At 57.3% G+C, this 12819-nt stretch carries 11 protein-coding genes, 1 tRNA gene and 1 pseudogene; 10 read left to right on the top strand and 3 right to left on the bottom strand.

The features are described from left to right. Positions 1–115: 115 nt before the first annotated feature. On the top strand, positions 116–1015 hold the full coding sequence (locus KU306_RS02600; protein ID WP_007541875.1) for a S49 family peptidase: 900 nt from the start codon (positions 116–118) through the stop codon (positions 1013–1015). Next, positions 1002–1994 (top strand): DUF4350 domain-containing protein, encoded by a 993-nt coding sequence (locus KU306_RS02595; protein WP_007541876.1) that lies wholly within the window; start codon positions 1002–1004, stop codon positions 1992–1994. The genes KU306_RS02600 and KU306_RS02595 overlap by 14 nt, the downstream gene beginning before the upstream one ends. A 93-nt stretch (positions 1995–2087) precedes the next feature. On the opposite strand, the pseudogene KU306_RS02590 reads toward KU306_RS02595, so the two are convergent. Further along, positions 2088–3976: pseudogene (locus KU306_RS02590) on the bottom strand (ABC transporter ATP-binding protein). 101 nt (positions 3977–4077) lie between these two features. Beyond that, positions 4078–5301: an RNA-guided endonuclease InsQ/TnpB family protein gene (locus KU306_RS02585; RefSeq protein WP_258302790.1), complete on the bottom strand. Its 1224-nt coding sequence runs from the start codon at positions 5299–5301 to the stop codon at positions 4078–4080. Positions 5302–5440: 139 nt separating this feature from the next. Here KU306_RS02585 and KU306_RS02580 point away from each other — a divergent pair, with 139 nt between their 5' ends. From KU306_RS02580 to KU306_RS02545, 8 genes are all read left to right on the top strand, one after another. Next, complete coding sequence (locus KU306_RS02580; RefSeq protein ID WP_007541880.1) at positions 5441–5920, top strand: hypothetical protein; 480 nt, start codon at positions 5441–5443, stop codon at positions 5918–5920. A gap of 63 nt (positions 5921–5983) precedes the next feature. Further along, positions 5984–6580: a tRNA (pseudouridine(54)-N(1))-methyltransferase TrmY gene (gene trmY / locus KU306_RS02575; RefSeq protein ID WP_074793485.1), complete on the top strand. Its 597-nt coding sequence runs from the start codon at positions 5984–5986 to the stop codon at positions 6578–6580. 74 nt (positions 6581–6654) lie between these two features. Continuing rightward, positions 6655–6727 (top strand) — tRNA-Pro (locus tag KU306_RS02570). Between the two features lie 67 nt (positions 6728–6794). Next, entirely contained in the window at positions 6795–7028 is a 234-nt protein-coding gene (locus tag KU306_RS02565) for a DUF7563 family protein (RefSeq protein WP_258302789.1), read from the top strand. Between the two features lie 213 nt (positions 7029–7241). After that, positions 7242–8873: a helix-turn-helix transcriptional regulator gene (locus KU306_RS02560; RefSeq protein ID WP_258302788.1), complete on the top strand. Its 1632-nt coding sequence runs from the start codon at positions 7242–7244 to the stop codon at positions 8871–8873. Positions 8874–9193: 320 nt separating this feature from the next. Then, positions 9194–10942, top strand: coding sequence for an AlbA family DNA-binding domain-containing protein (locus tag KU306_RS02555; protein WP_258302787.1), 1749 nt, complete (start codon positions 9194–9196; stop codon positions 10940–10942). 137 nt (positions 10943–11079) lie between these two features. Beyond that, positions 11080–11445: a hypothetical protein gene (locus KU306_RS02550; protein WP_258302786.1), complete on the top strand. Its 366-nt coding sequence runs from the start codon at positions 11080–11082 to the stop codon at positions 11443–11445. A 17-nt stretch (positions 11446–11462) separates the two neighbouring features. Next, entirely contained in the window at positions 11463–12323 is an 861-nt protein-coding gene (locus KU306_RS02545) for a hypothetical protein (protein WP_258302785.1), read from the top strand. 81 nt (positions 12324–12404) lie between these two features. Here the strand turns inward: KU306_RS02545 and KU306_RS19110 are convergent, their stop codons facing one another. After that, positions 12405–12797, bottom strand: a complete 393-nt coding sequence (locus KU306_RS19110) for a PD-(D/E)XK family putative nuclease (protein ID WP_484494624.1) — start codon at positions 12795–12797, stop codon at positions 12405–12407. Between the last annotated feature and the right edge of the window lie 22 nt (positions 12798–12819).

Raw genomic sequence — 12819 nt, 5'->3', positions numbered from 1 at the left:
TCGCGAGATTCCTACTTTACCACTCGCAGACCACGAGTAACCAGTTTATTTCTATGATTTTGTTTTTACAAATGACAAGTATTTTGACAGTCGGTTTGGTAGTTTGGGTCGCTGTATGGTATCCAAACCCTCCAACGCGACGACGAGGAAGACGGTATACATCCTCGCTCTCGTCGCGGCCGTCCTAGTTGGAGCATTCCTCGCCCCCATCGTTTCCGATGCGGTCGCCCCTGAACCCGACAGGGTTGCGGTCATCTCGGTCGATGGGTACATCTCCTCTAACACAGCTGACCAGCTGGAAGAGGACCTCGAAGAAGTGCGAGAGAACGAATCCATCAAGGCTGTCGTCCTAAAGGTCGACAGTCCTGGTGGCTCAGCATCCGCCTCTGAGCGGATGTACCTCGCGGTGAACCGGACTGCAAAGGAGATGCCGGTCGTCTCCAGCGTCCAAGGAATGGGCGCGTCCGGTGCGTACTACACGATGCTGCCGTCGGAGCACATCTACGCGACCCCATCGTCCATGGTCGGGAGCGTCGGTGTCCGCGGGTCGAAACCAATGCCATCTGGCGGGAACGAGATTCGAACGGGCCCGGACAAGGCATCCACGACGATGGACCAGCGTGAGGCTCAAATCGAGACGCTCAAGCGAGGCTTCGTCGGCAGTGTGATGAAACACCGCAGCGACGAACTCACGATGTCTCGCCAGGAAGTCGCCTACGCGAAGGTCTACACTGGTGCTCGCGCGTCCCAGAACGGGTACGTCGACGACATCGGCACGCTGCAGAAGGCCATCGACCACGCGGCCAACGAAGCTGGTCTCGACAGCTACGAAGTCGTCGAGAAGGAGCCAGCAAACCGCTTCGGAATCTTCCTGTTCAGTGAACGGAACGGCAACGCGACCGTTGTCGTCGAGAAGAGTCCCGTCGGATACGATGGCGTTCGAACGTCGGAGTTCCTGATGGTGTACGGTCAGGTTCAGTACGAAGATGAGGTGATTGGAAATGTCTCAGCGTAACCTCCTCGGCGGTGTGGCCGTCTTCGTGGTTGTCGTCGCCCTCATCGTGGTCGGCGCAGCCATCGTGCCGTACGCACAGGCGTTCACGAGTAGCGAACAGACGAATACGACTAACGTTGCGAAACAGCAGTACGACGCGAGCGAACTCGTCGTCACGCCCGCGCCCGACGCCGGGACGGTGAAGATGGACGCCAACACGGAGTCTAAGACGGTCGTCATCGACGTCGCTCACGAAAACGACGTGAGCGAAAAGGGCATCCAACCCCTCGTCGATGCACTCGTCGCCAACGGACACAACGTGAAGTATCTGACCCGCGACGACGCGCGGCAGAACTTCAACTCCACGCTCCGTAAGGCCGACGCGTTCGTGGTCGTCAACCCCGAACGGACCTACAAGACCAAGCAGCTCGACGCGCTTCGGAAGTTCGAAGACGCCGGCGGCCGAGTCGCCCTTATCGGTGACCCGCAGTCCGCACAGGGCATGAGCCTCTTTGGTCTCTTCGCACCCATGCCGCGCGGTGGGTCCGGCGGTGACGCTGGACTGACCTCCGATTACGGTATCACGTTCGGGTCGTCGTCGCTGTACAACATGCACGACTACTACCTGAACCACCAGAACGTCTACGCCACGCCGCAGAGCAACAGCTCGCTGACGGAAGGCGTCGACAAGGTCGTCTTCCGCGACGCTGCACCGGTCTCCCTCTCGTCTGACGCCGGTTCGGCTGTCCTCGCCACGGGCGACCAGACGAGAATCGAGACTTCGCGTCAGTCGGGGCCGTTCACCGTCGCCGTGCAGGGTGACAACGTCGTCGCCATCGGTGACTCCGACTTCATGTCCACCCAATCGGCCTACGAGGCCGACAACGAGGTCCTCGTCGGCAACCTCGCCGACTTCCTCGTCACTGGTGACAAGACCGAAGGCGCTCCGGAACCGGTCTCGACCGGCCAGAACTCCGGTCCGCCGCGCGCCCCCGCGTAAGCTCGCTCTCTGAACACGCGCAGCCATCATTTTTCATTTTCTCGACCGCAGAGCGGACGCTCACGTCGGACGCTGCGACGTAGGGACAGCATCTCACTCCTCGTCGCCGCCGTCTGTCGTCGCCGCTGGTTCGACTCCGTCGCTCGCCTTGAGACGGTCGACGAGGCGGTCGAGCACCTCGGGCGGAATCGCCTCCACGTCACCCGATTGGACGCCCCAGAGCGTCGCGTACAGCCCGCCTCGTGCGACCAGTTCGTCGTGCATGCCGGATTCGACGACTCGCCCGTCGTCGAGGACGACGATGCGGTCGGCGTGTCGAATCGTCGAGAGGCGGTGGGCGATGACGAGCGTCGTTCGCCCTGCGGTCAATCGGTCGAGCGCGCGCTGAATGAGTAGCTCAGTCTCGGTGTCGACGGCGCTCGTCGCCTCGTCGAGGACGAGAATCCGCGGGTCCTGAAGCATCGCGCGGGCGATAGACAGACGCTGGCGCTGGCCGCCCGAGAGTTTCACGCCGCGCTCGCCGATTCGGGTGTCGTAGCCGTTCGGAAGCCGCGAGACGAAGTCGTGGGCTTCGGCCGCTGTCGCGGCCGCGACCATCTTGGACTCGCTCGTAGCGTCGAACGTCCCGTACAGGAGGTTCTCGCGGACCGTCCCGTCGAAGAGGTAGACGTCTTGGCTGACGTAGCCCGCTGCCGACCTGAGGTCCCGTATCGGGACGGTCCGAACGTCGCGTCTATCGACTCGGACCGCGCCGTCTGTCACCTCGTACAAGCGCAAGAGGAGTTTTGCGGCGGTCGACTTTCCCGCACCGGTGGGGCCGACGAGTGCGACTGTCTCACCGGGTGCGGCCGTGAACGACACGTCTTCGAGCACCTCGCGCCCGTCGGCGTAGGCGAACGAGACGCGGTCGAATTCGATGTGCCCTTCGATGTGGTCGAGAGCCGCGGCGTCGGGGTCGTCGGCGACGACGACCTCGCGGTCTGCGAGGTCGAAGATTCGCTCACCCGACGCACGGGCGTTCTCGTAGGCGTTGACGATTCGCCCGGCTCCCGAGAGGGGGTCGATGAACCGCTGAGTCATAAAGAGGAACGTGACGAACTCGCCGACGAGGAGGTCACCGGTGAAAGGCGCTGGCGGGCCGAAGATGAGCCAGACGCCGCCGATGGCGAAGGTGGCTGCGAAGGCGACGCCCGCGAGGAGTTCCATCGACGGCTGGTAGAGGTAGTCGAGTCTGACCACGGCGAGCGCGCGCTCGTAGTAGTCCATCGACGCCTCGGCGACGCGTTCGGTCTCGTAGGGTTCGGTGGTCGAGGCTTTGATAACCTCGATTCCGGCGACGTTGTTCTCGATGCGGGTGTTGAGCGCGCCGACGCTCTCGCGGAGCGACCGGTACATCGGCCGAATCGTCTGCATGAACCAGACGGTGAAGACGGCGAGAAGCGGGACGGCCACGAGCGTCACCACTGCGAGTTGGGCGTTCAGGTAGAACAGCACGCCCGCGATACCGACAACCGCAACCACGAGTTGCAGGCCGCCGGAGAGCGTGCTGTCGAGGAACGTCCGGAGGTTTCGCACGTCGCTGTTGAGAATCGACAGGAGTTCGCCGGTCTGCTTGTCGTCGAAAAAGGCCATGTCGAGCCGCTGGAGCGCGTCGTAGGTGTCGACGCGAACGGCGTGCTGGACGCGATTCGAGTAGACTGCGAGGCCGAGCCCTGCACCCACGAGAGGCCGACACCGGCGGCGAACGCCCCGATGACGAGCCAAAAACTCAGCCAGAACTGCCCGGCGACAGTCGATGGAATCCACTCTGCCGGAACGAACGGGAGTCGATACGGCGCGTTCTGGAAGAACACGGCGTCGATGGCGACGCCCAGCACCAGCGCCGGAACGACGCCGACCAGCCGACTGAAGACGCTCGCTATCAGCCCGGCGACGAACCACGGGAGGTTCTCCCGACCGTATTCCCTGAACAGACGGACCATCGGGTCGCGTCCGGATTGGTGGCTCACTTACCGGAGGTTAGCGTCCAGCAGATGTCAGGAACCCACGACTGAAGTCGTGGGCTTGTCAGTGGACTCCCGCTCTAACTGCGTAATGCAGTAGGTCGGAATCGACCGTTCGCGTTCACCGTCCCTGACTTCAGCGCCACCTGACTGTTGGCGCGTTCAGCACCAGACTTGAGCCAGTGCTGAACAAGACGCCACCCGATGTTTCGAGCGGCGTTGTAATCGCTGTGCACCCGTTTTCCGCACTTCAGACACTCAAACTCGTCACCATCCCGATTGTCTTCGTGCGTGAACCCACACTCGCCATGACTGCACCGCTGAGAAGTGTACGCGGGGGCCACATTGTCCACGTCGATGCCGTATTCTTCGGCTTTGTATTTGACGTGGCGTTGGAGTTCACGGAACGCCCACTGCTGGAACTTCGAAGCGTTCGAGATACGCTTCCGAATGTGTTTCAGGTTCTCGAACGCGATAGCCGTACAGTCGTTCTCCACGGCTTCCTGAACGATTTCTTTGGAGATGCGGTGCAAGTAGTCGGCGCTCCACCGAGCGAACCGTGACCCGATGCTTTTGATGGTAAGGTGGGCCGAGCGAGTCCCTGTCTGTTGCAGGTTTCCACGCCGACGCTCGTACTCGTCACGGCGGTGATTGAGGTAGTCTGCGTTGCCGAGGAACGCTCCTGTGCTGGTAACGGCGACGTATCCGTCCACGTTGAGGTCTACACCGAGAACCACTCCGTTCTCGGATTCTTCATCGCAAGAAGGTTCTACGTCTTTCTTGACGGCGACGTGGAGATAATACGTATCGTCACGCTTGTGAAGCGTTGCTTCGGCTTTCTCCCATTCATCCGTCCAGTAACCCTCGAACGGCGTACCTTCCTCGTTGACGGGTGTGACGTATTCCGCAGTCACACGGTCGTCAACGGTGGCGAGGGAAACGTGGTCATCGTTGTACGTGATCGTTCGACCGTTATACACGACCACACTTCCTCGGAACTCAGGTTTGCTTGCCTTCTCACCGTCTTCGATGATTCTGTGTTTACAGTTGCCGAGTGCGGTGGCCGCGAGGTTTCTCGCGCTTTGAACGAGACTGGATTGCAGGGAGAGTTGGTCACGAACGTCAGAATACGTCTCGTCGTGGAGCGTGTTCTTCGTGTCCGTGATGTTGTAGGGGTTGTCGTCCCATCCGTGGTCTGCGACGTGTTGCGCCGCTTGTCGGAACTGCTCGAACGTCTCATCGAGAACGCTGTGGTCCTCGTCGGAAACGTCGAGTTTGACTTGGATGTTCCGAACAACCTCCATACATCATTAGGATAGGTAGAGATACTTAAAACAACATATTGAGTTGGGGGAGTCGGGTTTGCTATCGAGTGTGGTTAGTCGGGCGTATCGTCGGCTTCCTTCCACGACTAAAGTCGTGGGTTTCCGCCTTGAAATTTCTATGAACCGCCGGTCCCTCCTCGCTTCGATTGGCGCGACGACCACGGCACTCACTGCAGGGTGCATCTCGTCGCTCGAAGAGACGCTCGGCCCCTCGGTTCGTCTCGGGTGGTTCGGCGTCCACAACATCGACACCGAACCCCACGAGTTCGACCTGCTGGTGATTCGAGACGGAACAGAAGTCCACTACTCGTCTCACGACGTTCGGGGGCGAACAGGCAGTTTCAACGACGGCGCAGTCGCGGATTGCGATTGGGGCGACGTCCCGGGCGATTACGAGGTGGCCGTTCGTGTCGACGACGGAGATTGGAACGAACGGTCAGTCACGTCGCGCGACGCGGACTGCGTCGTCGCGAACGCCCAGTATCTCGACGACTCCGAGCCCTCGAAATACCGCGACGGACACAGCCTCACGATTTCCGTCATCGAGGAGTGCAATCCCGACCACTACGACCGGATGTGTTCCTTCGTGACTCGATAGCCGGGTGCTACTCTCGCCGTCATGAGTGGACAGTCCTAAGACGCTCTCGGGCGGACTCCGTCTATGCGCCAATTCATCGTCCTCGGCCACGACGCCCCGACGACGCCCGACTTCTCGCTCGACGACATCGCGGGCGGTGCGGGTCGCCTCGACGTACTCTGTCGCTGTGTCAACTCCGCGTTCTTCCTCTCGCACGCGATTCGCGAGGACGTGCGCGTCCACCTCGTCCTCGGCGACGAGTACACCGTCCGCTTCGAAGGCTCCGAGTTGCGGCGGCTCAACCCCGACGAGCGCTCGACGGCCGCCCTGATTCGCAAGGCGCTGGAGAAACGCGACGAAGCGATTGGCCACATGCCCGCGGAGTCGTCGCCGGGGGTCTCGATTCGCCGGATGGGCTTCGAGACCACGCTGGAGGACGCCGCGCGCGACGCGACCGTGGTGGAGTTGCACGAAGACGGCGACCCGGTCGTGGATGTCGAACCCCCGGAGAATCCGCTGTTCGTGCTCTCGGACCACAACGACTTCACCGAGGCTGAGGCCGAGTTGTTGGCCGAGGCGTCGGACCAGCGGGTTCGACTCGGCCCCGAGGTGCTGCACGCCGACCACTCGATTACGGTGGCGCACAACTACCTCGATACGGCGGGCTATTCGCAGTACTGAGTCGTATGCTACACGGTCTGTCAGTTGTAGCTAATCACAACTGTTAAAGCCGACCGTGGCTTGCGTCAGAATGCGGGCCGGTGGGGTAGCTTGGTATCCTTCGGCCTTCGGGTGGCCGTAACCTCAGTTCGAATCTGAGCCGGCCCATACTGTATATACCCCTTTTCCCGCATTTTCTTACACTTTCCAGCCACTGCTGGGGGTGGTCGCAGTGATGCTACTCGAGTCCGCGAGTGACACGAGTAGCTGTCTCAACTGCGGGTCACACGTCACGTCTGACTTCCGGCGAGTCTACGGTGATTCCGAAGACCGAGTCCACCGCTGCCGCGAGTGTGATACGCTCGTTCGTCTCCACCGTGGGAGTGGTGCTGGGCTTGAGGTCAAGATTCCAGATCCTCAGCATTCGCTCGGCCGTCACGGTGGTCAACCTGAGAGGTGGTCGAAGTGACGCCTGTCGGCTTCGTCCGCGCCTCGAGGCTCTACCACGTCGAGAGTCGGACGGCCGTTCGTCACCCTGCACTCGACGCAACAGATACCGACGTTCGTAGAGCGATCGGAGGTGGCTCAGCGTGACCGCCGAGTGTCCAACCTGCGGCCACGATAGCGAAAAGCTCCATCGTTGCGAGCGCTGCGGCCGTGATCTCGTCGGAGATGACCGCTGATGAGCCACGTAGCCTCTGCACCCCACGAGACTCGTGGCAATTTGCTGTACACGGAGTACGAGGACTCTCCCTATTGGGCCGTCCGTCAGCTGTACAACCACATCGACGGCGGTGCGAAAGGTATCGAGGTAGAGATACCACGATACGAAGCGCCAGGTGCGGAGACATGGACGGTCTCGCTCGGGTTCCACGAGTCCGGGTTGTCTCCCTCGAAGCGCGATACGGTCAACTCGCTCCTCGAGTACGACATCAACGCCTACGGCGAAGGACAGCGAAAACTCCCGATCATTATTCAACCTCGTCTCGCGTGGGACGATGAGAACCGGCCGAACAGCGTTCCTGCGAACCTTGGCCGTGCAACCAACGTCAAACTGAACAACACTGTCAACGTCGAACTCGACGAGATTCCTCACCTGATTCGGGAGATACTACGCGCAGTTTGCGAGAAAGTCGGGTTCGACTGGTCTCGACGATACTTCACGGAGACGCCTCACGAGTATTCGACCATCACCCAGCACGAGCGCTACATCCGTATCATTCGGGACATGGCGAAGAAACTCGTCCACAGCGACGGGGTTTTCATGAAGCTCTTCATGCTCGTCGCGGACCTGGAAGGCTCTCACGTCGTCTACGATTCGAACAACGAGAAGGTCGTTGGCTACAACCACCAACTCCGATTCGACCGGAAGGCCATCGAGGAGATATCGAAGAACAGTCGTCACCGACCGCGCGGGATGCAACTCAAGCACTACCATCCCGAACACGTGCGAAAGAAGTCGAGTGACGACCCACTGTACCACCCGAAACTCGGTGCGCTCTACAAGAAGAATCTGAACCAAGACCAATCGGTTCGATGGAGCGACCGCCACGAACTCGTCGACGACCTGGAAGAGAAAATGATGAACGTGCTCGAGTGGGCAGGCGTTCCAACGAAGCCGGGGTCATGGTGCGTTGAGGACGACCACTTCGTTCCCGAAGAATCCGACCGGCGAATCGCATTCTGGGATGACCCGACGCCGGAGATCGAGGCGTCTCAGGAGTCGGTTATCATCCGGACGCTCCAAGAGCTCGAAGACTCTGACCGCGACGTACTGGAATACGTCGCCATGGCAGACGGGGGAACTGTCGACGAGGCCGCCGAAGAGACTGGCTGGTCCGAAGCGACCGTCTACCGCGTGCTCCAGAGACTCAGTGGCCTCCTCGAGTGCGACAACCGTGTTGTCTCGTGGGTCTCTTCAAAGATGTCCCAACAGGTCCGTGAAATCGTCTCTGTTACCGAGGACGTCGTAGAGTCCAACGCTCGGCTCATCGAGAACGTCCTCTCTGTCGACCCACGTGACCTGGAGCGCTCCGGCCGCGCTCTTCAGAACTGGCTCAACCGATACGGTGCCGAAGTCGTTCAGGGGATGGACGATCGCTCGAAGCGAGTGAAGATTCGCGTTCGGTCGATTCTGACCGAGTCGAAGAACAGCACGGCGAAAGGCGAGTACCTGCCCGACGTGATCGACGCCGGCTACTCCGCATGGTGTGACGCCGGACTCGACGCCGGACGGTTCTACAACGCCATCATCGAGTACGACCAGGCATACGGTCCAAAGCAGTCCGCAATCGCGAGTCAGCACCTCAGATAGACTGGCCCTCGTGAGTGGCAACACTACTCGCCGTCTCTTTCTTTTATATACAATACCCTGATTTCCCCCGAAGCCATCATTTCGGGTGGAGGCTACGACACCGGCGAGCGGCGGCAACGCACCGGTTCCGCCGCGGGTCGGTCGCACTGCGTGCGACCATCCCCTTAGCGAGTGTGACTAACGTCACAACTTCAAAAAATAACCTTCCGCCTGTGTGGTTCCAGTTGACGCATTCGAAAGTCAGGCGCGAAGTGCGGTGGGACTCGGGGCGGAAAAAGTTAATCCGACAGACAAAGTCGGTTATTGTCAAGTGATTAAACGTGTCTGAAGATGAACTAGATGGCGATAATTCGGTAACGAGACTAATTGGAAGTGCCAAATTGCTCCAAGAAGTATCTAATTTTGATGGCCTTCTCACATGGGGTGAAGAGAACCACAATATCCGAATGATGGATGATATCTTGGAGGGTTATCGTCTCCTAACCCGGTCTACTCTTCATGCACTTGGATACTCGTATTTGGTGCAAAGTGGGCCAGTAGAAATTGAGAAGGACTACCTGTTCCTGAAAAGTCTCAGGGAGTTGGGTGACATCGACAAGGTCCAGAGTGACTGTGAAGCCGCAGCACTCAGCCGGAAAATCAATCAGCATAACCGCCAACTTGCGCTTGCAACAACCTCAGATGAACTCAAAGATCGGCTTGTTCGAACGACTGAGGAATTAGTACAACCCCTTACGCAACAGCTCCCAGATAAAGTTCATGCAGCTCCCGATACGCTAAGTGTGAACCAAGCGGCTACGTGGGCTGCCGCTGAACAGTGTTTCACGTTCCTCGTTGATCAGCGTGAAAACATGCCGTGGGGGCTATACGTTAGTGACTTTGATATTCTTCTCTCCGACCAGTCAGAACTGGATGCAGGAATTCAGGGATACACCCTAGGGCTGGAATACCTCTGGCGACTATTCGCCGACCGGCTCCAGATTGATGCTTCAATATTTGATGACCTGCATCAAATTGATGAATGGAAGAAAATCGACGAGAGATTCTACGGGAAACTACAGCGGCAGTTCTTCCAGCCGTTCAGCGAGAAACATGGGGTAGAACTTGGGGATTCACCACTGAGGCTCACTGAGCCTTTCCCAAAAGACGAAATAGCACACCTGTTTGCCGATGACCGAGTCCCAGTTATTGGAAAAGAAGAGCAGATGAAGCAGCTCTTGCTGTGGGAACACGCAGAGCGACTTGATGAACATAGCTTAGATAAGGGTGCGTTCTTCGTCTCGATTGTTGAAGGAATTGCACGAATCAGGCAGCAACTCGACAGACCTGAGCCTGTTTTTGTCCGCCGGTTTGTCCATCCTGATCCAGATGTAGATGGGAAGAACTTCTCTTACGCTGTACGAGTGGACCACCCGCATCTACTGGGTTCGAACGGAATGAGGGGCTGGGCGACATTCGTCCGACTCGGAACAGACTATTCTGGATATGGCACCTCACAGTACAAGCGAACCGAAAAGCGACTTGAAGTCCTTTCATCAGATGGTTTAGTTGAAATAGACGAGATGAGGATTGGTGAAGAACAGTTCAAAAATTCACTGAGAAAGAATCACGGAGGGATTTCTCCTGACATCGAGACCGACTCCCGAATCTCGCGGGAACCGAGGTATGCTGGGCTAACTGTTGAAGAGATATTGGCTGGTGAATCAGAGAAAGTTGAATTCAAGCGGGAATTTCCGGGGACAGATAAGATGGGTAAAGAGATTGCTGCACTCGCAAACACGGCTGGTGGAGTGGTCGCTATTGGCGTAAATGATGATGGGTCAATCTACGGGGTTGATGATATCGAGAGCCTCCAACTTCGTGTTGCGAACTTAGCTACCAGTGAGAAATTCCGCCCACCGATATATCCTGATTTTAAAGTTTTAGAAATCTCTGACGAATCAATATTGATTATTGAGGTTGAAGAATTGGACCGACCGTGTGCAGTGGATTACCGGTACTATGCCCGTGTCGGGACAAGTGTTGAGAAACAGCTTTTTGAGGAATTGAAACAGCGGTTTGGTAGATAGGTGTTAGTTGGGCCGAACTTGCACTGTTGAAACCCACAGTCGCTGGTAGTTTGTTGAGACCGTACTGGGTACAGGTCGGGGGTCCATCATTATACTTTATACAGGCTGCACCAGAAGCAAGAAGAAGAACTGAGAATATGGCGAGTGGAAGTCAGTTAGCTGAGGAGGCTAGAAAATCACGGACTTCCATAGTCTTCCTCATCCTCTCTGCCTCGTCAATCTACTACTCCACTCAGGTTCACCTGAACTACCCTCCCAACTGGTGGAACAAATATATCGCGGGAGCAGGAGTCGCATTCTTCGTTATCGCCATGTTCTTGATGTACCAAGATCACCAGCACGAATCGGACTACAGAGACCTTCTCAAGCGAGAAAAACGTGCCGACGTCCTATCCAAAGAAGCCGAAGTCGACGAACTTCAAGAAGAACAGGCTGAAGCTAAACAAGAAGCTGAGACCCCAGCAAATATCGCTAAAGAAGGGGAACCTCTTCCAAGGAGCTAGAGGAGACTCAGAGTAACATGACTCAATCACTAGAATTCGACAAGATTAGGGATTTCATACGCCTCTTCCACTACCAGTACTCCGAAGAAACCCTGCTACCCGAGATCTGTGATGTTACTCTCTTCCAGGAAAAATTCTCAGAGAGATACGGTACTATCGGAAACTGGGAATTCCCTTCGAGAGATCGAGGTCACTCCGGCCTTGAGTACAATCAAATCGGACAACGTAGCCTGACACCCATCGAGATTCTAAATTCCGAACACCCACTCGACATTATCCAGAGCTATGTCCGCCGCTTGAGGCTAGGAGAGCGTCACTACATTCTTAGCCAGTTGAATCAAAAGGCTGAGAACAATGATATCGAGACAATCCCGTTCGATGAGCCCACCCATGTGAACTTTCAGGAGTGGTGTAGCCAAGTCCGGCAACCTGACCATCTCTTCCTCCCACTCGACACAGAATTCCACAACACCGTTTTCGACTGGCGGCAGAGAAACGACTATAACATCGATATAGGTGAAGCAGCTGAGATAGCGATTTCCGGACGGAGTGTGGTTAAAATCCACTGGGTGCCCCTGTCCTCCGGCATCAAACACGGATATCTGCTCAGTAGCGAAGGCCTGGATATAGTTCAGAAGTGGTTCGGCGACTCACCAGATCCTTCCGGGTTCAGCTACGATTCTCAATACAATATCCTGAGTGAAAACCGGCCTCTGATGGTGTACATTGGTGATGAGATTGTCGAGGATGAAGAAGAGAACACCGAGAAGTTCAGGGAGAAAGTGGATTTCCTGTACAGGGCCGTCGTATCGGAATTGATGGTGGAAAGTAATCACGCCGTCCGTCTCCAGCCGACAAAATCGCTGTCTAACGATTGATCTACTGAGTTTTAGATTCTAAGTAGACTTCTTTATAGAGACTACAGTCTCTACAATGGATGACTCTAACAGAGCCATAAATCAGAAGATTTGGCGGGGGTGGATCTTCATCTGTGCCGAATTACGGTGTCCACCTGCACCGTAGAACTGGAGCCTGAGCGCATCGGCTTCAAGGGAGCGCATATTCCGAACTCGAATCCCGCCTCCCCCAGAGCCACCAGTCGCTTCGTAGAGTACGAATACGTACAAGCCACCTTCTCGCCGAAGTTGAGCATGGTAATCCTCGAAGACTCGAAATCGACCGACTTTCCCACTTCTCCGATTCATCATTGCGGCTTTGATTTCGACGGGGCGGCCGTCGTCGGTCTCGGCATCCTGCCAAGATGAGTGCGCAGGCTCGAGACCGTACCTCTGTCGAGCAGCATGCTCAGCGAGTGCGCCGTAGTGGGCCGCTTTCTTACTTCGGTTCGTCATGACCTTTGACCCACGACGTCTT

The sequence above is a fragment of the Haloferax larsenii genome (assembly GCF_024730625.1).
GTDB lineage: Archaea > Halobacteriota > Halobacteria > Halobacteriales > Haloferacaceae > Haloferax > Haloferax larsenii.
This window is presented reverse-complemented; position numbering and strand designations above follow the sequence as displayed.